General features: G+C 63.4%; 19 protein-coding genes. 7 read left to right on the top strand and 12 right to left on the bottom strand.

All coding sequences use genetic code 11. The annotated features are described in order from the left end of the window. Positions 1-134: 134 nt before the first annotated feature. The 3 genes from mfd to R9B85_RS20780 are packed head-to-tail and all read left to right on the top strand — an operon-like array spanning position 135 to position 7,512. Positions 135-3,584: a transcription-repair coupling factor gene (mfd, locus tag R9B85_RS20790; RefSeq protein WP_112252143.1), complete on the top strand. Its 3,450-nt coding sequence runs from the start codon at positions 135-137 to the stop codon at positions 3,582-3,584. A 9-nt stretch (positions 3,585-3,593) separates the two neighbouring features. After that, positions 3,594-4,166, top strand: a complete 573-nt coding sequence (locus R9B85_RS20785; RefSeq protein ID WP_039614135.1) for a CsiV family protein — start codon at positions 3,594-3,596, stop codon at positions 4,164-4,166. Position 4,167: 1 nt separating this feature from the next. Further along, entirely contained in the window at positions 4,168-7,512 is a 3,345-nt protein-coding gene (locus R9B85_RS20780; RefSeq protein ID WP_215521157.1) for a DEAD/DEAH box helicase, read from the top strand. 241 nt (positions 7,513-7,753) lie between these two features. On the opposite strand, the gene nagZ (R9B85_RS20775) is transcribed toward R9B85_RS20780, so the two are convergent. The 4 genes from nagZ (R9B85_RS20775) to R9B85_RS20760 form a co-directional block, all read right to left on the bottom strand. Further along, positions 7,754-8,752, bottom strand: a complete 999-nt coding sequence (gene nagZ, locus R9B85_RS20775; protein WP_112252173.1) for a beta-N-acetylhexosaminidase — start codon at positions 8,750-8,752, stop codon at positions 7,754-7,756. 194 nt (positions 8,753-8,946) lie between these two features. Beyond that, positions 8,947-9,945 (bottom strand): beta-N-acetylhexosaminidase, encoded by a 999-nt coding sequence (gene nagZ, locus R9B85_RS20770; protein WP_181457339.1) that lies wholly within the window; start codon positions 9,943-9,945, stop codon positions 8,947-8,949. A gap of 22 nt (positions 9,946-9,967) precedes the next feature. Next, positions 9,968-10,492: a L,D-transpeptidase gene (locus R9B85_RS20765; RefSeq protein WP_112252139.1), complete on the bottom strand. Its 525-nt coding sequence runs from the start codon at positions 10,490-10,492 to the stop codon at positions 9,968-9,970. Positions 10,493-10,532: 40 nt separating this feature from the next. Further along, a complete protein-coding gene (locus R9B85_RS20760; protein WP_112252138.1) occupies positions 10,533-11,246 on the bottom strand; it encodes a TetR/AcrR family transcriptional regulator in 714 nt (237 codons plus the stop codon). A 214-nt stretch (positions 11,247-11,460) separates the two neighbouring features. Between R9B85_RS20760 and lexA the strand changes: the two genes are divergently transcribed. Together lexA and sulA are read left to right on the top strand one after the other, a co-directional pair. Next, positions 11,461-12,069 (top strand): transcriptional repressor LexA, encoded by a 609-nt coding sequence (gene lexA / locus R9B85_RS20755; RefSeq protein ID WP_004376420.1) that lies wholly within the window; start codon positions 11,461-11,463, stop codon positions 12,067-12,069. 13 nt (positions 12,070-12,082) lie between these two features. After that, a complete protein-coding gene (gene sulA / locus R9B85_RS20750) occupies positions 12,083-12,559 on the top strand; it encodes an SOS-induced cell division inhibitor SulA (protein WP_112252137.1) in 477 nt (158 codons plus the stop codon). 49 nt (positions 12,560-12,608) lie between these two features. Here sulA and R9B85_RS20745 read toward each other — a convergent pair whose 3' ends face one another. The 7 genes from R9B85_RS20745 to R9B85_RS20715 all read right to left on the bottom strand — a co-directional run bounded on the left by R9B85_RS20745 (position 12,609) and on the right by R9B85_RS20715 (position 21,096). Then, on the bottom strand, positions 12,609-12,842 hold the full coding sequence (locus R9B85_RS20745; protein ID WP_004376430.1) for a hypothetical protein: 234 nt from the start codon (positions 12,840-12,842) through the stop codon (positions 12,609-12,611). A 50-nt stretch (positions 12,843-12,892) separates the two neighbouring features. Continuing rightward, entirely contained in the window at positions 12,893-13,408 is a 516-nt protein-coding gene (locus R9B85_RS20740; RefSeq protein WP_423770530.1) for a DUF6586 family protein, read from the bottom strand. A 258-nt stretch (positions 13,409-13,666) separates the two neighbouring features. Beyond that, complete coding sequence (gene topA / locus R9B85_RS20735; protein WP_133970878.1) at positions 13,667-16,276, bottom strand: type I DNA topoisomerase; 2,610 nt, start codon at positions 16,274-16,276, stop codon at positions 13,667-13,669. A gap of 100 nt (positions 16,277-16,376) precedes the next feature. Continuing rightward, positions 16,377-16,628, bottom strand: a complete 252-nt coding sequence (locus tag R9B85_RS20730) for a DUF1653 domain-containing protein (protein ID WP_112252134.1) — start codon at positions 16,626-16,628, stop codon at positions 16,377-16,379. A 77-nt stretch (positions 16,629-16,705) separates the two neighbouring features. Then, a complete protein-coding gene (gene fadA / locus R9B85_RS20725) occupies positions 16,706-17,881 on the bottom strand; it encodes an acetyl-CoA C-acyltransferase FadA (RefSeq protein WP_112252133.1) in 1,176 nt (391 codons plus the stop codon). Positions 17,882-17,912: 31 nt separating this feature from the next. Beyond that, on the bottom strand, positions 17,913-20,060 hold the full coding sequence (gene fadB / locus R9B85_RS20720; RefSeq protein WP_112252132.1) for a fatty acid oxidation complex subunit alpha FadB: 2,148 nt from the start codon (positions 20,058-20,060) through the stop codon (positions 17,913-17,915). A gap of 598 nt (positions 20,061-20,658) precedes the next feature. Further along, entirely contained in the window at positions 20,659-21,096 is a 438-nt protein-coding gene (locus R9B85_RS20715) for a hypothetical protein (RefSeq protein WP_112252131.1), read from the bottom strand. Between the two features lie 110 nt (positions 21,097-21,206). Between R9B85_RS20715 and R9B85_RS20710 the strand changes: the two genes are divergently transcribed. Further along, on the top strand, positions 21,207-21,647 hold the full coding sequence (locus R9B85_RS20710) for a universal stress protein (protein ID WP_013971709.1): 441 nt from the start codon (positions 21,207-21,209) through the stop codon (positions 21,645-21,647). Between the two features lie 125 nt (positions 21,648-21,772). Here the strand turns inward: R9B85_RS20710 and R9B85_RS20705 are convergent, their stop codons facing one another. Further along, positions 21,773-23,701 carry an ATP-binding cassette domain-containing protein gene (locus R9B85_RS20705; protein WP_215521156.1) on the bottom strand — a complete coding sequence of 643 codons (1,929 nt, stop codon included), beginning with the start codon at positions 23,699-23,701 and terminating at the stop codon, positions 21,773-21,775. A 221-nt stretch (positions 23,702-23,922) separates the two neighbouring features. Here R9B85_RS20705 and R9B85_RS20700 point away from each other — a divergent pair, with 221 nt between their 5' ends. Then, a complete protein-coding gene (locus R9B85_RS20700; protein ID WP_112252129.1) occupies positions 23,923-25,848 on the top strand; it encodes a transglycosylase SLT domain-containing protein in 1,926 nt (641 codons plus the stop codon). Positions 25,849-25,903: the final 55 nt, after the last annotated feature.

Here is a 25,903-nt window from a genome sequence, read left to right as displayed (position 1 = left end):
CCCCAACGCGTTACGGGCAATGAGCGCCTGTCGCGGTAACGCAAGCCAGCGAACACGCCCTTTCGAGCCTGACAGCCGGCACCGTCACCGGTACAATCGATCTCTTTGCCGCAACGCTTGGAGTGCAATCTCCCGTGTCAGTTCTGCGCCTACCGCAAATGTCGGCCACGGCCGGCAAACAAACCTGGGGCAATCTACCCGGTGCCGCCCTCAGCCTGGCCATCGCCGAGGCCGCCAGCAGCGCGGGCCGCTTCACTTTGCTGCTGACTGCCGACAGCCAGGCTGCCGATCGTCTGGAACAGGAACTTCGCTTCTTTGCCCCGGACCTGCCGGTGCTGCCGTTCCCCGATTGGGAAACCCTGCCCTACGACCTGTTCTCGCCGCACCAGGACATCATTTCCCAGCGCATCGCCAGCCTCTACCGCCTGCCGGAGCTGAGCCACGGCATCCTCGTGGTGCCGGTCACCACCGCCCTGCACCGCCTGGCGCCGACCCGCTTCCTGCTGGGCAGCAGCCTGGTGCTGGACGTGGGCCAGACCATCGATGTGGAGCAGATGCGCCTGCGCCTGGAGGCCAGTGGCTATCGCTGCGTCGACACTGTCTACGAGCATGGCGAGTTCGCCGTGCGCGGCGCGTTGATCGACCTGTTCCCGATGGGCAGCAAGCTGCCCTACCGCATCGACCTGTTCGATGACGAGATAGAGACGCTGCGCACCTTCGACCCCGAGACCCAGCGCTCGATCGACAAGGTGGATTCGGTGCGCCTGCTGCCGGCGCGAGAGTTCCCGATGCAGAAAGAGGAAGTGACCCGCTTCAAGGCGCGCTTCCGCGAACGCTTCGATGTCGATTTCCGTCGCAGCGCGATCTTCCAGGACCTGGCCAGCGGCATCATCCCCGCCGGCATCGAGTACTACCTGCCGCTGTTCTTCGAAGAAACCTCGACCCTGTTCGACTACCTGCCGGCCGACACCCAGGTGTTCTCGCTGCCCGGTGTGGAACAGGCCGCCGAACACTTCTGGAACGACGTGCGCGGGCGTTATGAAGACCGCCGTGGCGACCTGAGCCGGCCGCTGCTGCCGCCGGCCGAGCTGTTCCTGCCAGTGGAAGACTGCTTCGCCCGGCTCAAGCAATGGCCACGGGTAGTGGTCAGCACCGAAGACCTCGACCCGGGCGTGGGCCGCGAGCGCTTCCCGGCGCGCGCCCTGCCCAACCTGGCAATCGAGGCCAAGGCCAACCAGCCCCTGGCCGAACTGGCCAACTTCCTCGACCAGTTCCCCGGCCGGGTGTTATTCACCGCCGAATCGGCGGGCCGCCGCGAAGTGCTGCTGGAACTGCTCGAGCGGCTGAAGCTGCGCCCGCACACCGTCGACGGCTGGGCCGACTTCATCACCGGCAGCGAGCGCCTGGCAATCACCATCGCCCCGCTGGACGAGGGCCTGCTGCTGGACGAGCCAGCCATGGCCCTGATCGCCGAAAGCCCGCTGTTCGGCCAGCGGGTCATGCAGCGCCGGCGCCGCGACAAGCGTGGCGAAACCGCCAACGACGCGGTGATCAAGAACCTGACCGAGCTGCGCGAAGGTGCGCCGGTGGTGCACATCGACCATGGCGTGGGCCGCTACCTGGGCCTGGCCACCCTGGAAATCGACGGCCAGGCCGCCGAATTCCTCACCCTGGAATATGCCGAGGGCGCCAAGCTGTACGTGCCCGTGGCCAACCTGCACCTGATCGCCCGCTACACCGGCAGCGACGACGCCCTGGCACCACTGCACCGGCTGGGCTCGGAGGCCTGGCAGAAGGCCAAGCGCAAAGCTGCCGAACAGGTGCGCGACGTGGCCGCCGAACTGCTCGACATCTATGCCCGCCGCGCCGCGCGCAAGGGCTATGCATTTGCCGACCCATCCGCCGACTACGCCACCTTCAGCGCCGGCTTCCCGTTCGAGGAAACCCCCGACCAGCAGGCCGCCATCGAAGCCGTGCGCGCAGACATGCTGGCACCCAAGCCGATGGACCGCCTGGTGTGTGGCGACGTCGGCTTCGGCAAGACCGAAGTGGCCATGCGCGCGGCGTTCATCGCCGTGCACAGCGGCCGCCAGGTGGCCGTGCTGGTGCCCACCACCCTGCTCGCCCAACAGCACTACAACAGCTTCCGCGACCGCTTCGCCGACTGGCCGGTGCGCGTGGAGGTGATGAGCCGCTTCAAGTCGGCCAAGGAAGTGGCCAGCGCCGCCGCCGAGCTGGCCGAAGGCAAGATCGACATCCTCATCGGCACCCACAAGCTGCTGCAGGACGATGTGCGCTTCAAGGACCTGGGCCTGGCCATCATCGACGAAGAGCACCGTTTTGGCGTGCGCCAGAAGGAACAGCTCAAGGCCCTGCGCAGCGAGGTGGATATCCTCACCCTCACCGCCACGCCGATCCCGCGTACGCTGAACATGGCAGTGGCGGGCATGCGCGACCTGTCTATCATCGCCACGCCGCCGGCGCGCCGTTTGTCGGTACGCACCTTCGTCATGGAGCAGAACAAGAGCACGGTCAAGGAAGCGCTGCTGCGTGAGTTGCTGCGCGGTGGCCAGGTGTACTACCTGCACAACGATGTGAAAACCATCGAGAAATGCGCCGCCGAGCTTGCCGAGCTGGTGCCCGAGGCACGCATCGGCATCGGCCACGGGCAGATGCGCGAGCGCGAGCTGGAACAGGTGATGAGCGACTTCTACCACAAGCGCTTCAACGTGCTGGTCGCCTCCACCATCATCGAAACCGGCATCGACGTGCCCAGCGCCAACACCATCGTCATCGAGCGCGCCGACAAGTTCGGCCTGGCCCAGCTGCACCAGCTGCGCGGCCGGGTTGGCCGCAGCCACCACCAGGCCTATGCCTACCTGCTGACGCCAACCCGGCAGAAGGTCAGCGCCGACGCCGAAAAACGCCTGGAGGCGATCGCCAACACCCAGGACCTCGGCGCCGGCTTCGTGCTGGCCACCAACGACCTGGAAATTCGCGGCGCCGGCGAGCTGCTGGGCGAAGGCCAGAGCGGGCAGATCCAGGCGGTGGGCTTTACCCTGTACATGGAAATGCTCGAGCGCGCGGTCAAGGCGATCCGCAAGGGCACCCAGCCCAACCTCGAGCAGCCGCTGGGCGGCGGCCCGGAAATCAACCTGCGCCTGCCGGCACTGATCCCCGAGGACTACCTGCCCGATGTGCATGCGCGGCTGATCCTGTACAAGCGCATTGCCTCGGCTGCCGACGAAGAAGGCCTCAAGGACCTGCAGGTGGAAATGATCGACCGCTTCGGCCTGCTGCCCGAGCCGACCAAGAACCTGATGCGCCTGACCTCGCTCAAGCTGCACGCGGAAAAGCTCGGCATCAAGAAGGTCGACGCCGGCCCCAACGGCGGCAAGATCGAGTTCGAAGCCGAGACCCCGGTCGACCCGCTGACCCTGATCAAGCTGATCCAGGGCCAGCCCAAACGCTACAAGTTCGAAGGCGCCACCCAGTTCCGCTTCCTGGTGCCCATGGAACGCCCCGACGAACGCTTCAATACCCTGGAGGCGCTGTTCGAGCGCCTGACCCCACAGCCTGCCTAAGGAAGATCCATGCGTGCCATCCGTTGCCTGACCCTGCTGCTGGCGCTGTTCGCCCCGGCCGCCTTCGCCGAAGGCTTGTATCAGGTAGAAATGATCCTGGTGCGGCAGAACAGCGTGCCCGCCTTCACCAGCCCGTTCGCCCCCGAAGACTGGAGCGCTGGCGCTCCACGCCTGGAGAAGGACGCCGAGCGCCGCCTGGCGCTGGAAGACGAAGCCACTCGCCTGGAAGCTACCGCCGACTACACCGTGCTGCTGCACAAGGCCTGGCAACAGCAAGTGGGCAGCGAGCCCAGCCGCATCGCCCTGGGCGAAGGCGCCGAGCAGTTCGGCCACTTCCCCATCGAAGGCAACCTCAGCATCGCCGAGGGCCGCTTCATCGCGGTCGAGGCCAACTTCTGGGTCAACCAGCTGGACGGCAACGGCAGCGTGCTGCAAAGCGAGCAGTTCAAGCAGAGCAACAGCAACGTCAAGGGCGGCCAGCTGACCTTCCTCGACGGCGGGCACCTGGCGGTGCTACTGAAGGTGACACCACCAGGCACGCCTAAAATGCCGGTGATGGACCCGGAGATGATGGAGCAGTGATGTGAGCGAGAGCGATGCACAGTTCTTTGTGCGGGAGCACGACGGCTGGACGTTCGCGTTTGACCGCAAGTCCCTGCAACGCGGCCTGGACTATGCCGAGGAAGGCAGAAGCGAAATCGTGTCCATCCTCGACATGACCGTCCGCGCTCAGTGCGCAGGTTCCGGCGGCCGGACCTACTACCAGCGCATCACGCTGGACATGACGGAAGATGGCCTGGAGTGCCGAGGCACTTGCTCATGCCCGGTGGGCAAAGACTGCAAGCATTGTGCGGCTGCACTCTATTTGCTGGAACGTGGGCCAGATTACGCCGAGGGCAGCCATGATGCCCCTCACCCAACGGTTGACGCAGCCCGGCAATCTCTGGACCTCCCACCTGAACTCGCCCATTGGGTCGAGGCCCTGGAAGCTCCGACAAAGCCTGCCGAGCCTGCCAAACGCAAAGGCCCGTCGCTCTACTACAAGGTCGTTAATGAGCGCGGCCTTTGCACGCTCAGCGTATCCAAAGGCACCCGCGAAGCCGATGGCCAGCTGAAACTCGCCCGTGCCAGCTCGCTGCCTGAGATGCTCTACTACACGCCACGTTACGTAACTGATGAGGACCTGCGCATCCTCAGGCTGATTGACGCCCTAGGCAAAAACACCAACATGCCAATCGCAAGACTGGAAGGAAAGCAAGGCGCAGAGCTGTACGAGTTCGCATTGGGCAGTGGCCGCCTGATCTATGGCGAGCAATTGTTACCACTAGCCCCCGGGCCGACACTGCCGGCCGAGTTTCGCTGGATGAGGCTTGAGAACGGCAGCTATCGTGGGGCGTGGCACCATGATGAGCGAATGCATGACCTGGCACTGCCGCTCGACCCGCTCTATTACATCGATACCCAGACGGGCATGACTGGCAAGCTTGTGCATGATCTTGACCCGTTCATTGCCAGCCAACTGGCAAGCGCACCTACGGTGCCCGAACACTTGATCATCCCCCTGAGCCACCGGTTGAATGCGCTGAATCGGCAGGTGCCAACGCCTACAAGCGTACGCAGTGAAGAAATCGACAGTGTTCAACCCAGACCGCACCTGACGCTGGGCAGCCTTGAATTCAGCGCCTACATGCCCAAGACCGGCCGCATGCAGCGGCAGATGCAGCATCGGGCCGCACTGGCGTTCGACTATGACGGTTTACGCGCCAGCGGCAGCGACGAAAAACCGCTGACCCGCCTGGTCGACAACACCAGCCAGCGCATCCGCCGCCAGCCGCAGGCCGAGCAGGCGCTGCGCAAGGTGCTGCGCGACCTGGGCTTCAAGGCCGCCACCCGGCAGAGCAAGGCACTGCCTGACAGCGCCGGCGAAATGCTCCAGCTGCCCGATGACGAAGCCTGGCTGCGCTTTGCCCGCGAAGGCCTGCCACGCCTGCGCGAAGCCGGCTGGAACATCGACATCCACCGTGACTTCGCCTTCAACCTGCAGGAGGTGGACGACTGGTACGCCAGCATCGACGAAGCGCCCGGTCATGAGTGGTTCGATCTGGAGCTGGGCATCGTGGTCGATGGCCAGCGCCACAGCCTGCTGCCGATCGTGCTGCAACTGCTGCGCAGCAACCCGGAACTGCTGCGCCCCAGCGAACTGGCCCGGCGCAGTGACGACGAGCACCTGCTGATCGACCTCAACCGTGGCCGCCTCGATGCCCCGGCCCTGCGCGTTGCCCTGCCCTACGGCCGGATCAAGGCGGTAATGGGTACCTTGGGCGAGTTGTACCTGCACGAAGACGCCGCAGGCCCGACGCTGCGCCTGGACCGTGCAGATGCCGCGCGCCTGAACGAAATCGAAGGCCTGCCCCTGCACTGGGAAGGCGGCGAGCACGTTCGCGAACTGGGCCGTCGCCTGCGCGATGCCCGTGACTTGCAGGTAGAACCGCCAACCGGGCTGCAAGCCAGCCTGCGCCCTTACCAGCAACAAGGCCTGAACTGGCTGCAGGCACTGCGCGAGATGGGCACCGGCGGCATCCTTGGCGACGACATGGGGCTGGGCAAGACCCTGCAAGCCCTGGCACACCTGCTGTTGGAGAAACAGTCCGGGCGCCTGAGCGCACCGGCCCTGGCGGTGATGCCGACCAGCCTGGTACCCAACTGGCTGGACGAAGCCCAGCGCTTCGCCCCCGGGCTGCGCGTGCTGGCCCTGCAAGGCCCGGGGCGCAGCAAGCATTTCGCCAAACTGCACGAATACGACCTGGTCCTGACCACCTATGCCCTGGTGCCGCGCGACCTCGAACACCTGCGTGCCCAGGCCTGGCATGTGCTGGTGCTGGACGAGGCACAGAACATCAAGAGCAGCACCAGCAAGGCCGCCCTCGCGGTTTGCGAGCTGCGGGCCAATCAGCGGGTCTGCCTGACTGGCACGCCAATGGAAAACAACCTGGGCGAGCTGTGGTCGATTTTCCACTTCCTTATGCCTGGCTGGCTGGGTGACCTGAAGCGCTTCAACCAGGATTACCGCACACCGATCGAGCGCCACGGCGACAGCGAGCGCATGGCCCACCTGGCCAGCCGCATCCGCCCATTCCTGCTGCGCCGCACCAAGGAGCAGGTGGCCACCGAGTTGCCGGCCAAGACCGAGATGGTGCACTGGGTCGAGCTTAGCGATGCCCAGCGTGACACCTATGAGGCCGTGCGGGTGGCCATGGACAAGAAAGTCCGCGATGAGATCACCCGCAATGGCGCCGCGCGCAGCCAGATCGTCATTCTCGATGCGTTGCTCAAGCTGCGTCAGGTTTGCTGCGACCTGCGTCTGGTCAAAGGGGTGGAAAGCAAAGGCAACCAGGCCGACAAGGGCAAACTGGGCGCGCTGCTGGAAATGCTCGAAGAGCTGCTCAGCGAAGGGCGCCGGGTGCTGTTGTTCTCGCAGTTCACCTCGATGCTGGCGCTGATCGAACAGGAGCTGGAGAAGCGCAAGATCCGCTACAGCCTGCTGACCGGCGATACCCGCGACCGACGCACGCCGGTGCAACAGTTCCAGCAGGGTGACAGCGAAGTGTTCCTGATCAGCCTCAAGGCGGGTGGCGTGGGCTTGAACCTGACGGCCGCAGACACGGTCATCCACTTCGACCCCTGGTGGAACCCGGCCAGCGAAAACCAGGCCACCGACCGCGCCTACCGTATTGGCCAGGACAAACCGGTGTTCGTGTTCAAGCTGATCACCCGGGGGACGGTGGAAGAAAAGATCCAGCTGTTGCAGCAGGAGAAGGCGGCATTGGCCGCGAGCCTGCTCGATGGCGGGCAGGCCGGGCAATGGCGGCTGGGGGATGAGGAGATCGAGGCACTGTTTGCGCCACTGCCCGGGAAGCGCGGGCGGTAGAACCTGAGTCTTATGTTGTCTGTACTGGCCTCTTCGCGGGTAAACCCGCTCCCACAGTGATCTCAGTGCCCTCAAGAACAGCGCCGCACCCACTCCCTCAGGGACACCAGTGCCCTCAAGGACAGCGCAGGACCTGTGGGAGCGGGTTCACCCGCGAAGAGGCCAGCACAGGTACAACACTAATATCGAAACCAGCGCTGCACCTGTGCGAGCGGGCATGCCCGCGAAGGGGCCGGCGCGGTCAATCGACCAACTGTGCCTCCCGCAACGCCGCCAACGCCTCCAGCCACCGCGGCTGCTGGCGATAATCAGTCCGCGCAAAACTGAAGCCTCGCATCATAGCAAGGCGCGGTGATGGCGTGACTTTCAAGCGCTGCGCAGCCAGCAGAGCAAGCTCTGCCGAAGCCCGGTCATTACATACCAGGCCCACATCACAACCCGCACCGAAAGCAGCCTCGACGCGACCAGCAACGTCTCCGACCACATGGGCACCGGCCATGGACAGGTCATCACTGAAAATCACGCCTTCGAAGCCAAGCTCTCCCCTGAGAATGTCCTGAAGCCAGCGCCTGGAAAAACCGGCAGGTTTGCTATCGACCTGGGGATAGATCACATGTGCTGGCATCACTGCCGACAGTTGGCGTGCCAATCGGGTAAATGGCACCAAATCCGCCTTGCGCAGTTCATCCAGGCTGCGATCATCCACGGGAATGGCCACATGCGAATCAGCCTCAGCCCAGCCATGCCCCGGAAAATGCTTGCCGCATGCTGCCATGCCCGCCGCAGTCATGCCACGGACGAACGCTGCACCCAGTTGCGTGACACGCTCAGGATCACCATCGAAGGCACGTGCACCAATGACAGCACTGCGCCCATGATCCAGATCGAGCACTGGAGCAAAACTCAAATCCAGCCCGATCGCCAGCACCTCGGTTGCCATCAACCAGCCACAATGTCCAGCCAATCGCTCGGCATCATCGCTCTGGGCGATCTGCCGCATGGATGGCAACCTGACGAACCCTTCACGCAAGCGCTGCACCCGCCCGCCTTCCTGGTCGACCGCTATGAGCAGGTCAGGGCGCAGAGCGCGTACCGATGCACACAACTCCCGCACCTGACGCGGGTGGGCAATATTACGTGCAAAGATGATCAAACCAGCTACTTCAGGCTGGACCAACAACTGACGATCCTCGGGCGTCAGCGCGGTGCCTTCGATATCGACCATCAAGGCCCCCTGCATACAAAATGTCATGACAAAATCCTCTAAGCGAAAATCAGAAACCCATTACGGGCAAAACGGAGAAATCTCCGCTTTGCCCGAGTCTCTGGAATGCGGGTCGCCTGGTACACCGGAGAGCATTTCCCGGAGTACTCACGCAACACGCGCATCGCAAACGCAGGATCCTGTTTCGGACCGAGCAGGGTCGAGCCTCGTCAGTCGACCAGTTGGGCCTCCCTCAATGCGCACAATGCCTGATGCCAACGAGGCTGCTGACGATAGTCAGTCCGCGCAAACCCTTGCCCGCGCATGCCTGCGATGCGCGGCGAAGGTTTGACCTTCATCCGCTGCGCCGCACTTAGCGCCAGCTCCGCCGCCGCCCGATCGTTGCAAACCAGCCCCATATCACAACCGGCGCTCAGTGCCGCTTCGATGCGACTGGCCGCATCCCCGACAACATGTGCGCCGGCCATCGACAAATCGTCACTGAAGATCACCCCGTCGAAACCCAGCTCGCCACGCAGGATGTCCTGCAACCAGCGCCGCGAGAAGCCAGCCGGCTGGTTGTCGACCTGCGGGTAGATGACATGTGCCGGCATCACTGCCGCCAGTTGCCCGCTCAGGCGGGTGAACGGCACCAGGTCGGCCTGGCGCAGTTGCTCGAGGCTGCGCTCATCGGTGGGAATGGCCACATGGGAGTCTGCTTCGGCCCAGCCATGCCCTGGGAAGTGCTTGCCGCAAGCCGCCATGCCCGCCGCATTCATGCCACGGATGAACGCCCCGGCCAGTTGCGTGGCACGCAGCGGGTCACCCTCGAAGGCGCGGCTGCCCACCACGGCGCTGCGCTGGTGGTCCAGGTCAAGTACCGGGGCAAAGCTGAGGTCCAGGCCAACCGCCAGCACCTCGGTCGCCATCAACCAACCGCATTGCTCGGCCAGGTGCTCGGCGTTGTCATTATCCGCCAGCGCCCGCATCGCAGGCAGCCGCACAAAGCCTTGGCGCAAGCGCTGTACCCGGCCGCCCTCCTGGTCCACCGCCAGGATCAGGTCGGGGCGAATGGCACGGATCGACGCACACAGTTCACGCACCTGGCGCGGGCTGTCGATGTTGCGGGCAAAGATGATCAGGCCGGCCACTTCAGGCTGGCGCAGCAGGTGACGGTCTTCGGCGGTCAGCCATTTACCGGCGATATCCACCATCAAGGAGCCTTGCAGGCTGACAGTCATGGGTAATCCTTCATTGAAGACTGAGAGAAGCCCACTGGGGGCAGGCGGCCTGCTCGATGCGCACCGGGCAATGGGCCGGCACCTGTTCGAACAGGCTTAGCAAATCGGTGTTGCGCAGGCGTATGCAACCATGGGACAGCGCTACGCCCAAGGGTTCCGTATCCGGGGTGCCGTGCAAATAGATATAACGGCGGAAGGTGTCGACCGTGCCCAGGCGGTTGACCCCCGGCTCACAGCCACTGAGCCAGAGGATGCGAGTGAGGACCCAGTCCCGGCCGGGGTATTGCGCATGCAAAGTCGGCGACCATACCTCGCCAGTCCAGCGTCGCCCGGCCAATACCGCATTCAGCGGCAAGCCCGCGCCGATCTTCGCCCGCACCTGGTGCAGGCCACGTGGCGTGCAACCCGAGCCGTTGCACTCGCCAGCACCGTTGCGCGCCGTGGAAACCGGCAGGCGCACGCGCAGCTGGCCATCGGCAAAACCATAAAGGCGCTGATCGGCGAGGGAAATGTACAGGAAGTCGAGGTCGGGCATGGGCGCTAGCTTAGCCGAAGCGCCCTGCCCCGCCCAGCCTTCAGGCCTTGGCGGTGGTGGCGCTTGCGCTGGTCTTGGTGCGCGGGCGCAGTTGTGCGGCGGCCATGGCGTCGTCGGTAACACCGCTATCGGCACGCATGCCCGCAGCCAGGAACGGCACCATCAGGCGCATTACCTGCTCGATCGAGGTGTTGATGCCGAAATCGGTCTCGGCAATCGCACGCAGGGCCTTGATGCCGGACATGCTGAAGGCGGCGGCGCCAAGCATGAAGTGCACGCGCCAGAACAGCTCCAGCGGCGGGATGCGCGGCGCGGCCTCGTTGACCAGCAGCATGTAGCGGCGGAACACCTTGCCGTACATGTCTTCCAGGTACCGCCGCAGGTGGCCCTGGCTCTGGCTGAAGGCCAGGCCCAGCAAGCGCATGAAGATCGACAGGTCGTTGTTGCTGCGCGGCTGCACGGCCAACGCCTGCTCGACCAGCATTTCCAGCAGCTCTTCGAGGCTCGGCTTTTGCTCCGGCTTGGCCTGGCGCCGCTCCAGCTCACGTTCGAGACTGGCGCAGAATGGCCCCAGGAAGCGCGAGAACACTGCCTGGATCAGAGCCTTCTTGGAGCCGAAGTGATAGTTGACCGCCGCCAGGTTGACCCCGGCCTTGCTGGTAATCAGCCGCAACGAGGTTTCGGCGAACCCCCTTTCCGCGAACAGCTGCTCGGCAGCATCGAGAATGCGTTCAACGGTTTCCGATTGGGCCATGACTACTCCGACTACTCCGTCAGACAAACAGGTGTTTGAAACATACGTTTCAGCCCTGCTTCTGTCAAGGCTCGGTGACCGGCCGGTCGCCATTTAAAAGCGCCAGACGGGCGGCTGCAAGCGCCATTCCTGCTGTTATTGCAGGTTTTGGCTTGCAGCGCATCCAGTACTGTATATAATCCCAGTCACTGTACAAAAAGACAGAGCGCTCACCATGTTGAAACTGACGCCACGCCAAGCCGAAATTCTCGCGTTCATCAAGCGTTGCCTGGAAGACAACGGTTTCCCGCCGACGCGCGCCGAGATCGCTCAGGAGCTGGGCTTCAAGTCGCCCAACGCCGCCGAGGAGCACCTCAAGGCCCTCGCCCGCAAGGGCGCGATCGAGATGACCCCGGGCGCCTCCCGTGGCATTCGCATTCCCGGCCTCGAAGCCAAGGCCGAAGAAAGCGGCCTGCCGATCATCGGCCGGGTTGCCGCCGGTGCGCCGATCCTTGCTGAACAGCACATCGAGCAATCCTGCAACATCAACCCCGACTTCTTCCACCCCCAGGCCGACTATCTGCTACGCGTCCACGGCATGAGCATGAAGGACGTCGGCATCTTCGATGGCGACCTGCTGGCGGTACACACCTGCCGCGAAGCCCGCAATGGCCAGATCGTCGTGGCCCGCATCGGCGACGAAGTGACCGTCAAGCGCTTCAAGCGCGAAGGCAGCAAGGTCTGGCTGCTTGCCGAAAACCCCGAATTCGCCCCCATCGAAGTCGACCTGAAAGAACAGGAGCTGGTGATCGAGGGCTTGAGCGTCGGCGTCATTCGCCGCTGATCCAGGAGGCGTCATGCAGCAGTTCATTCACGCACCCGAGCAAGCCCAGTTGCCATTGTTCGAAGCATTCCTCGCTCAGCCCGTACTGCCTGGCCTGAAAGCCAGCGAAGTGGCGCGCAAGAGCAGCCAGCCCGAGCTGTTCAGCGAACTGTCGCTGCGCGGAGCCCCGGGGCACTGCCAGAGCCTCCTGGCACCAGTGTTACGCGAACTGAGCGAAGAGGACGAGACGCGCTGGCTGACCCTGATCGCCCCACCGTCGAGCCTGACCCAGGCCTGGCTGCGCGATGCCGGGCTCAACCGTGAACGTATCCTGCTGCTGCAACCTCGCGGCAATCAAAGCCCGCTTCAACTGGCCTGCGAAGCCTTGCGCCTGGGCCGTAGCCACACCGTGGTCAGCTGGCTGGGCAGCGTCAACGCCACTGCACGCCAGCAATTGCTGCGCGCCGCCGGTACTGGAAACGCACAAAGCCTGAACATCCGCCTCGGCTGATGTTCAGGCTTTGCCTGTCACTGCATGAAACCTGACGCCCTGCTGCACCTCAGTGCAGCACACGCGGCCCTTCATCACGCTCAAGCTCGCCATCCATCAGGCGGCCGGCCATCTGCACGCCGACGCTGAGCATGGCTTTGGCCACTTCCACATGCTGCCCCTGCAGAAACGCCTTGGCGTCTTCCGAAAAATCCAGGGTTACCAGAGAGCCCTCATCCTCGGCGCGACGCAGTTCGATGCGGCCATCAGGCAACTCGACAATTTCCAGAAACGACGTAGACATAAATGGCAGTTCTCCGCGAAAGGCCAGTATTGTACCAGCCGTAGCAGCTATCAGCACTCACTCAACGCGTCACGGAAACGTCGCACCAGGCCCTTGAAGTTGCTGCGCCAGCTTTCCAGCTCGGCACGCGACAGCGCCGGATGCTCGGGTTCATCGAGATTGACCGCCTGGATCAGGGGCTGGGTAACATCGGTTTTCGGTGCTTTTCTCGCGACCGGTGGTCGGAACAAATCGGCATAAGCACCGAGCATTTGCGCCAGCCAGGTTTCGCGCTGGCGGGCCAGTTCCAGCAGCTCGGCTACTTCAGGGATGGCGATACCGTTCAGGGCATCGTCGGCCAGTGCTTGCTCGACCGTTGCAACCACAGGCAGGCGGTAGAACCCACCGATTTCATGGCACAGGCCCAGCAGTGCGCCGTAGAGATGGAACAGTGCCGCCTCGCGTTCGGCCTGGACCAGGCCCTGGGCATTCATGGCCTGGCTTTGCTCAGCCTTGGCCATGGACTCGAGGGCGAGGCCGGCGAAGAACAGTTTCTGGTTGGTGCGGGTGTAGAGTTCCTGGGCCATTTCGGTGCCCTCCCTAAGGCTGCAAGGCGGATAGCTGCATCATAAATGATTGGGGCCGCTTTGCGCCCCTTCGCGGGCTTGCCCCCCCTGACCGGTTAACGCGGTCAACTGTAGGAGCGGCCTTGTGTCGCGAAAGGGCTGCAAAGCAGCCCCAGCAATTTGTGCATCTGCGCTGAAATCCTGGGGCTGCTTTGCAGCCCTTTCGCGACACAAGGCCGCTCCTACAAGGGCGCGCGCAGGCCAGAGACTGATAAAGAATCAGCGCTTGTCTTCAACCTTCCACGCATTGCCGTCGTAAAACGCCTTCCAGCCGGTCGGCTTGCCGTCCACCTCGGACTGCACGTACTGCTCCTTGGTCTTGCGACTGTAGCGGATCACCGCAGGGCGGCCTTCCGGGTCTTTCTGCGGTGCATCGCACAAGAAGTGGTACTTCGGGTCGATCTCGTGCTTGTGCGGCACGATCTCCAACACCAGTGGTGCGCGGGTTTCGCGGTTCTTGGGGAACTGGCTGGCGGCCAGGAACAGCCCCGAAGCGCCATCACGCAACACGTAGGTATCGTCGACCTTTTCACATTTGAGCTCTGGCATGTCCACCTTGTCCATCTTCGGTGGCGCCGCCTCGCCGCTCTTGAGCAGCTTGCGGGTGTTCTTGCATGCCGGGTTGGTGCAACCGAAGAACTTGCCGAAGCGGCCAGTCTTCAACTGCATCTCGCTGCCGCACTTGTCGCACTCCAGGCTCGGCCCTTCGTAACCCTTGATGCGGTAGTTGCCTTCCTCGATCTCGTAGCCGGCGCAATCCGGGTTGTTACCGCAGATGTGCAGCTTGTGCTTCTCGTCCAGCAGGTAGGCATCCATCGCCGTGGCGCAGATCGGGCAGCGGTGCTTGCCCAGCAACACGCGGGATTCCGATTCGCCCTCGTCATCAGCGGCAATTTCGTCGCCCGGCACCAGGTTGACGGTGGCCTTGCAGCGCTCTTTCGGCGGCAGGCTGTAGCCCGAGCAACCGAGGAATACGCCGGTAGAGGCGGTGCGGATCATCATCGGCCGGCCACATTCCTTGCACGGAATGTTGGTCATGGTCGGCTGGTTGGCGCGCATGCCGTCTTCGCTGGACTCGGCGGTCTGCAACTTCTTGCTGAAGTCGCCGTAGAACTCGTCGAGCACGTTCTTCCAGTCACGCTCGCCCTGAGCCACGTCGTCGAGGTTCTCTTCCATGTCGGCGGTAAAGCCGTAGTCCATCAGGTTGGAGAAGCTCTCGGACAGGCGCTCGGTTACGATGTCGCCCATCTTCTCGGAATAGAAGCGGCGGTTGTGCAGGGTCACATAGCCACGGTCCTGAATGGTCGAGATGATCGCCGCATAGGTCGACGGGCGGCCGATGCCGCGCTTTTCCATTTCCTTGACCAGGCTGGCTTCGGTGAAGCGTGCCGGTGGCTTGGTGAAGTGCTGGCTCGGGTCGATCTGGATCAGCTTCAGCGCTTCACCCTGGACCATTTCCGGCAACACGTCATCTTCGCCAGGCTTGCTCTGCTGCGGCAGCACACGGGTGTAACCGTCGAACTTGAGGATACGGCCCTTGGCACGCAGCTCGAAGTCGCCCGCTGCCACGGTGACGCTGGTGGACAGGTACTGCGCTGGCGGCATCTGGCAGGCCAGGAACTGGCGCCAGATCAGCTCGTACAGGCGCTCGGCGTCGCGCTCCATGCCACTGAGCTTGCTCGGGTGAGTATTCACGTCGGAAGGACGAATCGCTTCGTGCGCCTCCTGGGCGCCTTCCTTGCTGCCGTACACCAGCGGCGCCTCGGGCAGGTACTGCTTGCCGAACTCGCGCTCGATGTAGCTGCGCGCCATGTCCAGGGCGTCGGCCGACAGGTTGGTCGAGTCGGTACGCATGTAGGTGATGTAGCCGGCTTCGTACAAGCGCTGGGCCATCATCATGGTTTTCTTCACGCCGAAGCCCAGGCGGTTACTGGCTGCCTGCTGCAGGGTGGAGGTGATGAACGGTGCCGACGGCTTGCTGCTGGTCGGGCGGTCTTCGCGCTTGACCACGCTGAAGCTGGAAGCCTTGAGCTTCTCCAGCGCCGCCATGGCCTGGGCTTCGTTCAGCGGCTTGAAGGCCTCGCCCTTCTCGCGTGCCACTTCGAAACGCACCTTGGCGTTCTTGGCAGTGCCGAGGTCGGCGTGGATTTCCCAGTATTCTTCCGGGATGAACGCGCGGATTTCACGCTCGCGCTCAACCACCAGCTTTACCGCCACCGACTGAACACGGCCGGCGGACAGGCCACGGGCGATCTTGGCCCACAACAGCGGCGAAACCATGTAGCCGACCACGCGGTCGAGGAAACGTCGAGCCTGCTGGGCGTTGACCCGGTCGATATCCAGCTCGCCCGGCTGCGAGAAGGCATCCTGGATGGCCTTCTTGGTAATTTCGTTGAACACCACGCGCTTGTAGCGGGTGTCGTCGCCGCCGATGGCCTCGCGCAGGTGCCAGGCGATGGCTTCCCCTTCGCGGTCCAAGTCGGTTGCGAGATAGATGGTGTCGGCGTCCTTCGCCAGGCGGCGCAGCTCTTCGATCACCTTTTCCTTGCCAGGCAGGATCTCGTACTTGGCCTTCCAGCCGTGATCGGGGTCGACGCCCATGCGCGCCACCAGCTGGCGGCGGGCCTTTTCCTTCGGCGACAGGGCCGGAGCCTCACCCGCGGCCTTGCCACGCTTTGCGGCCGGCTCTTTGCTGGCGCTGGCCGAACCGCTGGTGGGGAGGTCTCGGATATGGCCGATACTCGACTTCACCACGTACTGGTTGCCCAGGTACTTGTTGATGGTCTTGGCCTTGGCCGGGGATTCCACAATGACCAGCGATTTGCCCATGGATCGGAGTATTCCTGAATCTGAAGATGAAAAACGCGTCAGGTGCCAGACGCGGCACCGCTATATATAGTGGCAAAAGTGTGAGGTCAAGTTCGGACTATCACTCGTGCGACTTGCCCAGCACCTCGAGCAGCCCCTCTTCGGCCTTGACCAAAGCAAAGCGTGGCACCTGCTCGCCGTCAACCTCGACGGACTCCTGGAACATCGAAAGTGGCCGTACCCAGAAGCTGTAATCACCATACAGGCATTGGTAGAACACCATCCACTCTTCGTTCTCGGAGTGCCGCGCAACACTGAAGACACGGTACTCAGGCCCTTTGTAATGCCGGTATACGCCTGGTTGTATCTGCATGTTGCCCACCCTCTTGAATAAAACCTGTAAAAAACAAAACCGGGGCACAAGGCCCCGGTCGCTGTCCCGCTACGCGATCAGACGCGCTCGAAGACAGTGGTGATACCTTGGCCGAGGCCGACGCACATGGTCGCCACCCCCAGGGTGCCGCCATTCTGCTTCATGACGTTGAGCAGGGTGCCGGAAATCCGTGCCCCGGAGCAACCGAACGGGTGGCCCAAGGCAATCGCGCCGCCGTGCAGGTTAACCTTCTCATTCATCTTGTCGAGCACTTTCAAGTCTTTCAGCACTGGCAGGGCCTGCGCGGCGAAGGCTTCGTTGAGCTCGATGAAGTCGATGTCGGCCATGGTCAGGCCAGCACGCTTGAGGGCTTTCTGGGTCGACGGCACCGGGCCGTAGCCCATGATCGCCGGGTCGACACCCGCCACCGCCATGGAACGGATGACCGCCAATGGCTGGATACCCAGGTCCATGGCGCGCTGACCGGACATGACGATCATGCACGATGCGCCGTCGGTGATCTGCGACGAGGTACCGGCAGTGACGGTACCGCCTTTCGGGTTGAACGCAGGCTTCAGCGACGCCAGGCCTTCGAGGGTGGTTTCCGGGCGAATGGTTTCGTCGAAATCGAACACCTTCAGGAAGCCGTTCTCGTCATAGCCCTGCATAGGGATGATCTCGTCCTTGAACTTGCCTTCGACCGTGGCCTTGTGGGCCAACTGGTGCGAACGCAGGCCGAACAGGTCCTGCTGCTCACGGGTGATGCCGTGCATCTTGCCGAGCATTTCCGCGGTCAGGCCCATCATCCCGGAAGCCTTGGCGGCATGCAAGGACAGGTGCGGGTTGGGGTCGACGCCATGCATCATGCTGACATGACCCATGTGCTCCACGCCACCGACCACGAACACATCACCGTTGCCGGTCATGATCGCCTGGGCGGCGGTGTGCAGCGCGCTCATCGACGAGCCGCACAGGCGGCTGACAGTCTGCGCCGCAGAAGTGTGCGGGATCTGGGTCATCAGCGAGGCCATGCGGGCGATGTTCCAGCCCTGCTCGAGGGTCTGGTTGACGCAGCCCCAGATCACATCCTCGACTTCTTTCGGGTCGACCTTGTCGTTGCGTTCCAGCAGTTTGCTGATCAGGTGCGCCGACATGTCTTCGGCGCGGGTATTGCGGTGCATGCCACCCTTGGAGCGGCCCATCGGCGTGCGACCGAAGTCGACAATCACCACGTCTCTTGGATTCAGGCTCATATCAAATCTCTCGCTCTAGCTCGTTGACCGCTCAGTTGAAGAAGCGCTGGCCGTTCTTGGCCATTTCACGCAGCTTGGCGGTCGGGTGGTACAGCGGCCCCAGGTCGGCGTACTGATCGGCCAGGGCAACGAATTCGGCCACACCGATCGAGTCGATATAGCGCAGCGCACCACCGCGGAAGGGAGGGAAGCCAATGCCGTAGACCAGACCCATGTCGGCTTCGGCGGCGGTTTCTACGATGCCGTCTTCCAGACAGCGCACGGTCTCCAGGCACAGCGGGATCATCATCCAGTTGATGATGTCTTCGTCGGTGACTTCACGCTGCTCGAAAACGATCGGCTTGAGCACGTCGAGCACGCTGGCGTCGGCGACCTTCTTCGGTTTGCCGCGCTTGTCGGTTTCGTAGGCGTAGAAGCCCTTGCCGTTCTTCTGGCCCAGGCGGTTGGCCTCGTACAGTGCGTCAACGGCCGAGCGGCGCTCGTCTTTCATGCGGTCCGGGAAGCCTTCGGCCATCACGTCGCGGCCGTGGTGGCCGGTGTCGATGCCGACTACGTCCATCAGGTACGCCGGGCCCATCGGCCAACCGAATTTCTCCATGACCTTGTCGATTCGCACGAAGTCGACACCGGCGCTTACCAGCTTGGCGAAGCCGCCGAAGTACGGGAACAGCACACGGTTGACCAGGAAGCCCGGGCAGTCGTTGACCACGATCGGGTTCTTGCCCATCTTCTTGGCGTAGGCCACGGTGGTGGCGACCGCCACTTCACTGGACTTCTCGCCACGGATGACTTCCACCAGCGGCATCATGTGCACCGGGTTGAAGAAGTGCATGCCGACGAAGTTTTCCGGGCGCTTGAGCGCCTTGGCCAGCAGGTTGATGGAGATGGTCGAGGTGTTGGAGGCGAGGATCGCATCGTCCTTCACCTGGCCTTCCACTTCGGCCAGCACGGCCTGCTTGACCTTCGGGTTCTCGACAACGGCTTCGACGACGATGTCGACATTGGCGAAATCGCCATAGGACAGGGTTGGGCGAATGGCGTTGAGTGCCTCGGCCATCTTGGCCGGGGTCAGGCGGCCCTTCTCGACGCGGTTGCCGAGCAGCTTGGAGGCCTCGTTCAGGCCCAGCTGGATGGCTTCCTCGCGGATGTCCTTCATCAGGATCGGGGTGCCCTTTACCGCCGACTGGTAGGCGATGCCGCCCCCCATGATGCCGGCGCCGAGCACGGCGGCCTGCTTCACATCGTGGGCGATTTCGTCATGTGCCTTGGCCTTGCGCTTGAGTTCCTGGTCGTTGAGGAACAGGCCGATCAGGCTCTGGGCAACCGAGGTCTTGGCCAGCTTGGCGAAGCCTGCGGCTTCGACTTCCAGGGCCTTGTCACGGCCGAGGTTGGCGGCCTTCTGAATGGTCTTGATGGCTTCGACCGGGGCCGGGTAGTTCGGGCCGGCCTGGCCGGCGACGAAGCCCTTGGCGGTCTCGAAGGCCATCATCTGCTCGATGGCGTTGAGCTTGAGCTTTTCCAGCTTGGGCTGGCGCTTGGCCTTGTAGTCCAGCTCGCCACTGATGGCGCGCTTGACCAGGTCGAGGGCGCCAGCCATCAACAGGTCAGGCGCAACCACGGCGTCGACGGCACCTACTTTCAGGGCGTCTTCGGCACGGTTTTCCTTCCCGGCGGCGATCCACTCGATAGCGTTGTCCGAACCGATCAGGCGCGGCAGGCGCACGGTACCGCCGAAGCCCGGGTAGATACCCAGCTTGACTTCCGGCAGGCCGATCTTGGCGCTGGTGGACATGACCCGGTAGTCGGCGGCCAGGCACATTTCCAGGCCGCCGCCCAGGGCGATACCGTTGATGGCTGCGACGGTCGGCACTTCGAGGTCTTCGAAGGCGTTGAAGATGCGATTGGCTTCCAGGTTGCCGGCGACCAGTTCGGCCTCGGGCAGCTTGAAGTTGTCGACGAACTCGGTGATGTCGGCGCCGACGATGAACACGTCCTTGCCACTGCTGACGATCACGCCCTTGACCGAGGCGTCGGCCTGAATGGCATCGACGGCCTGGCGCAGTTCGTTCAGGGTCAGGCGGTTGAACTTGTTGACGGACTCACCCTTGAGGTCGAACTTGAGCTCGACGATGCCACTTTCAAGAGCCTTAACCGTGATGGCTTTACCTTCGTAAATCATCAACTGATCTCCACGATATGGAAGCTGAACTGTACACGCCGATCGCTGCAGCAAAAGCAGGCATAGCCGCCCTGCCCCAGGCACACCCGTCAGCGCGCTAGTCGGAAGTATGGCTTGGCGTCATGACATACAAACGCTCAATTCATACGCCCGTTTGATTTGGGTGTGCACACATTCTCCGAAAAGATCGGCGTTGTCAAATGCTCGCGAGCAAGGTGAAAACACGACTTTCCGGTCATTTTGTAGCGTTCTGGTACGAAACATGATGACAGTGATTGCCGGCCATTCATGTCGGCGATTGCCTTGCGCGGCGACCTCGAACGGCTACACTGGCAGTTGCTTGATGCATACCCGGCCTGCCTGGCCTTTTCTGCGCAGCAGAACGCAAAGCGGCGACTTGGCACCCCACCCCTTCAGGGGATCGGCCAAGCCGCCGCTTTGTCGTTTGGGCTTACCTATAGAGAAAAGGCTGACGGAGGGGCATAGCGGCCCTGTGGGAGCGGGTTTACCCGCGAACACCGGCAAAGCCGGTGCCATACACCGAGTCGTCTTCTTCGCGGGTGAACCCGCTCCCACAGGGACCGCGTAAAAGCATCAATCAGGCCAGGGTTTCAAGGACGTAGGCAACATCCTGCAACACAGCCGTATCCCCCCGCTCGGTCCAGTACAGCGCGATCATCCGGGCATCGGCCTCGACCTTGTAGACGCTCGCCGGCAAGCGCGACAGGGGCTCCATGAAGCGCGGATCCTCGCAGGGCTCACGCCACTGGTTCCACCAAACCCCCGGGGTGATCTGCCAGAAGCTGAAGCAGTCCTCGTGCCCGCGGCGGCGTGCCCGGTGGTACTGCGGGCACGGGCTTGGCGGCTCCTTTTCCAGCCAGTGCGGCCACTGCTGCGGCGCCAGCTGCATGGCCAGGCCCATGCGCCGAGCCTCAAGGCGCAGCTTCATCTGCTCGCTCTGCTTGCGCGAGGTGCGCAGCCAGGAAAGCGGGCTGAGAATCAGCGCGAGGATTGACACCACCAGCAATACCGTCATATCTGTAGTTCCCATAAAACGTTGCAAATGAGCTGGTTAGCCATTTTTCACGGAAGACCCGCCCGAAAGCGACCATACTTCTTCTATCGCGATTGTCAGGAGTTCCGCTCATGTCCTACGAACATCTTCTGGTCGCCGTCGACCTGACCGAAGAATGCGACCCGGTGATCAAGCGTGCCATGGCGCTGGCTGCACCGTCGAATGCCAAGGTTTCGCTGGTACACATCGTCGAGCCGATGGCCATGGCATTCGGTGGTGATGTGCCAATGGACCTGTCGCAGCTGCAACAGCAGCAGTTCGACCAGGCCAAGGAGCGCATGGACCGGCTGTTCAACAAATACCCGGACATCCACCGCGGCGACTCGCACCTGACCTATGGCCAGCCGCGCCAGGAAATCCACCAACTGGCCAAGGACCAGAAGTGCGACCTGATCGTGGTCGGCAGCCATGGCCGTCACGGCCTGGCATTGCTGCTGGGTTCCACGGCCAATGACGTGCTGCATGGTGCGCCGTGCGATGTGCTGGCGGTAAGGCTGCAGAAAAAAGAATGATTTGACCTGTATCGGCCCTTTCGCGGGTAAACCCGCTCCCACAGGGACCGCACAGACCTGAAAATCTGTGGAGGACCTGTGGGAGCGGGTTCACCCGCGAAGAGGCCGGGTCAGGCTAACGCCGGTCAGCCTTCCAGCTCGGCCCAGCGCTCAACCAGCACATCCAGCTCCGCCTGCAGCTTCTCGATCTTCGCCAGCACCGCCGAAGTTTCTGCAATCGGCCGCTGATAGAAGCCCGCCGCATTCACTTCTTCCTGGGCCTCGGCCATGCGCTGTTCCAGCGCGTCGATCTGCCCTGGCAGCATCTCCAGCTCACGCTGCAGCTTGTAGCTGAGCTTCTTCTTCGATGCTTCTTCGGCCACCGGAGCAGCCACTGGCGCCGGCTTGGCCTCGACCTTCTCCACCACCGCGCTGTTGAGCGCAGACTTGCCGCCCTTGCTCTCGGTCACGCCCAGCAGCTTCGGCGAACCGCCCTGGCGAATCCAGTCCTCGTAACCACCGACGTACTCACGCACCTTGCCCTCGCCTTCGAACACCAGGGTGCTGGTGACGACGTTGTCGAGGAACGCCCGGTCGTGGCTGACGATCAGCACGGTGCCCTTGTAGTTGGACAGCACTTCCTCGAGCAGCTCGAGGGTTTCCACATCCAGGTCGTTGGTCGGTTCGTCGAGCACCAACAGGTTGGCCGGCTTGCTGAACAGCTTGGCCAGCAGCAGCCGCGCGCGCTCGCCACCCGACAGCGCCTTCACCGGCGTACGGGCGCGCTGGGGGCTGAACAGGAAGTCGCCCAGGTAACTCAGCACATGGCGGTTCTGGCCGTCGATCTCGATGAAATCGCGGCCTTCGGCCAGGTTGTCGATCACGGTCTTTTCCAGCTCGAGCTGGTGGCGCATCTGGTCGAAATAGGCCACTTCCAGCTTGGTGCCGCGCTCGACCTTGCCGGTGGTCGGCTCCAGGTCGCCGAGCATCAGCTTGAGCAGGGTGGTCTTGCCAGTGCCGTTGGCGCCCAGCAGGCCGATGCGGTCCTCACGCTGCAGGACCATGGAGAAGTCCTTGACCAGCACCGGCCCCTCAGGGTGATGGAAGCTGACGTTTTCCAGCACCATTACCTGCTTGCCGGACTTTTCCGCCGCCTCGATCTGGATGTTGGCCTTGCCCTGGCGCTCGCGGCGTTCGCTGCGCTCCACGCGCAGCGCCTTGAGCGCACGCACGCGGCCTTCGTTGCGGGTACGGCGGGCCTTGATGCCCTGACGGATCCACACCTCTTCCTGGGCCAGGCGCTTGTCGAACAGCGCGTTGGCGGTTTCCTCGGCGGCCAGCGCAGCCTCCTTGTGCACCAGGAAGCTGGCGTAGTCGCCGTTCCAGTCGATCAGCCCGCCGCGGTCCAGCTCCAGGATGCGGGTGGCCAGGTTCTGCAGGAAGGAACGGTCGTGGGTGATGAACAGCACGGCGCCGTTGAAGCTGCGCAGGGCCTCTTCGAGCCAGGCGATGGCACCGATGTCCAGGTGGTTGGTCGGCTCGTCGAGCAGCAGCAGGTCGGGCTCCGACACCAGCGCCTGGGCCAGCAGCACGCGGCGGCGCCAGCCACCGGACAGTTCGGCCAGGGTCTTGTCGGCCGGCAGCTGCAGGCGGCTGAGGGTGCTTTCCACCACTTGCTGCAGGCGCCAGCCGTCACGGGCTTCCAGCTCGTGCTGGACATGCATGAGTTTTTCCAGGTCTTCATCGCCCTGGATGTTCAGGCTCAGGTGATGGAACTGCGCCAGCAACTCGCCCACGCCATCCAGGCCTGCGGCCACCACGTCGAACACAGTGCGCTCGTCGGCCACCGGCAGCTCCTGCGGCAGCTCGCCGATCTTCAGGCCCGGGGCACGCCAGATTTCGCCGTCGTCGCCTTTCTGCTCGCCCTTGACCAGGCGCAGCATGCTCGACTTGCCGGTGCCGTTGCGGCCGATGATGCACACCCGCTCGCCACGAGCGATCTGCCAGGACACGTGGTCCAGCAGCGGCATGGCACCGAATGCGAGGGACACATCGCTGAATTTGAGCAGGGTCATGTTGGTCTCCATAAATCGGGCGCGCATTCTACCTGACTTGGCCTGCGACGGCATCCGCCTGACCAGCCGGCGAGGGCTTTGCGACATCCGGTCGAACTTAATATCCGGATACAAGCACAGTGCTTTCACCCGCCGCCGGCAAACAGCTAAGCTAAGGCAATAGCTTCCATCAGTGCTGGCTCCGCCGTCACTTCCCCATGGTTCAACTGCCCGGACGTATCATGCGCAGCCGCCTGTTACAAATTGCTTCCTGCCTGCTGCTCAGCGCTGCCACCTGCGCCGCGCAGGCCGCCGACCTTACCCTGCAACGTCAGTACTATGACGAGGCCAAGCGTGCACTGGCCAAGGGCGACAAAGGCCCCTACCTGCGCTATGCCCAGGCCCTCAGCGACTACCCGCTGACGCCCTATCTGGCCTATGACGAACTCACCGCCCGCCTGAAAACCGCCAGCAACCAGGAAATCGAAGGCTTCCTCGCCAAGCATGGCGACCTGCCCCAGGCCAACTGGATGAAACTGCGCTGGTTGCGCTGGCTGGCCGAACGCGGCGAATGGAACACCTTCGTCAAGTACTACGACCCCAAGCTCAACTTCACCGAACTGGACTGCCTCAACGGCCAGTATCAGCTCAGCCACGGCCTGCGCGCCGAGGGCTTTGCCACGGCCGACAAACTGTGGAACGTCGGCAAGTCGCAGCCGGCCACCTGCGACACGCTGTTCGGCATGTGGGCGGCCGAGGGCCAGCTGACCGAGGCCAAGCGCTGGCAACGCACCAAGCTGGCGACCCAGGCGCGCAACTACGGCCTGGCCAACAACCTGGTCAAGACCCTGACCACCCTCGCCCCGCAGGGGCGCCTGCTGGTCGATGTAGCGCAGAAACCCGAGCTGCTCAACCAGCCGTCGCGCTTCACCCCGGTCAACGAAGCCATGTCCGACGTGGTCAGCCTCGGCCTGCGCCGCCTGGCCCGGCAGGACCCTGAGCGGGCCATGGCGCTGCTCGACGACTACGCCCAGCGCATGCACTTTTCCCGTGACGAGAAGGTAGCCATCGCCCGCGAAATCGGCCTGACCCTGGCGCGCCGCTACGACCCGCGCGCGCTCGACCTGATGACCCGCTACGACCCCGAACTGCGTGACAACACCGTCAGCGAATGGCGCCTGCGCCTGCTGCTGCGCCTGGGCCGCTGGGAAGACGCCTACGAGCTGACCCGCCGCCTGCCCCAGGACCTGGCCAGCAGCAGCCGCTGGAAGTACTGGCAGGCGCGCAGCCTGGAGCTGGCGCAGCCGAACAATCCACAGGTCCCGCTGCTGTACAAGACCGTGGCGCGCGAGCGTGACTTCTACGGCTTCCTCGCCGCCGACCGGGCACAAACCCCTTACCAGCTGAACAACAAGCCGCTGGTGCTCAGCCCACAATTGGTCAACAAGGTACGCAACACCCCAGGCATTCGCCGTGCCCTGGAGTTCCACGCCCGCGGCCAGATCGTCGAAGGCCGCCGCGAGTGGTACCACGTCAGCCGCCACTTCAGCCGCGACGAAATGGTCGCCCAGGCACGCCTGGGCTACGACCTGCGCTGGTACTTCCCGGCCATTCGCACCATCAGCCAGGCGCAGTACTGGGACGACCTGGACATTCGCTTCCCGATGGCCCACCGCGACACGCTGGTGCGCGAGGCCAAGGTCCGCGGCCTGCATTCGAGCTGGGTATTCGCCATTACCCGCCAGGAAAGCGCATTCATGGAGGATGCCCGCTCCCCGGTAGGTGCCAGCGGCCTGATGCAGTTGATGCCGGCCACGGCCAAGGAAACCGCGCGCAAGTTCAGCATCCCGCTGGCATCACCGGCGCAGGTGCTCAACCCGGACAAGAACATCCAGCTGGGCGCTGCCTACCTGAGCCAGGTGCACAGCCAGTTCAACGGCAACCGGGTGCTCGCCTCGGCAGCCTACAACGCCGGGCCCGGGCGGGTGCGACAGTGGCTCAAAGGCGCCAAGCACCTGAGCTTCGATGTGTGGGTGGAGTCGATCCCGTTCGATGAAACGCGCCAGTACGTGCAGAACGTGCTGTCGTATTCGGTGATCTACGGGCAGAAGCTGAACTCGCCGCAGCCGCTGGTGGATTGGCATGAGCGGTACTTCGATGACATGTGATCGTCGCTGAGCCTGTGCCGGCCTTTTCGCGGGTAAACCCGCTCCCACAGATATT

The sequence above is a fragment of the Pseudomonas sp. NLJ1 genome (genome assembly GCF_049486705.1).
GTDB classification, from domain to species: Bacteria; Pseudomonadota; Gammaproteobacteria; order Pseudomonadales; family Pseudomonadaceae; genus Aquipseudomonas; species Aquipseudomonas inefficax.
The sequence above is the reverse complement of the archived record's forward strand: the minus strand, read 5'-3'. Positions and strand labels throughout refer to the sequence as shown.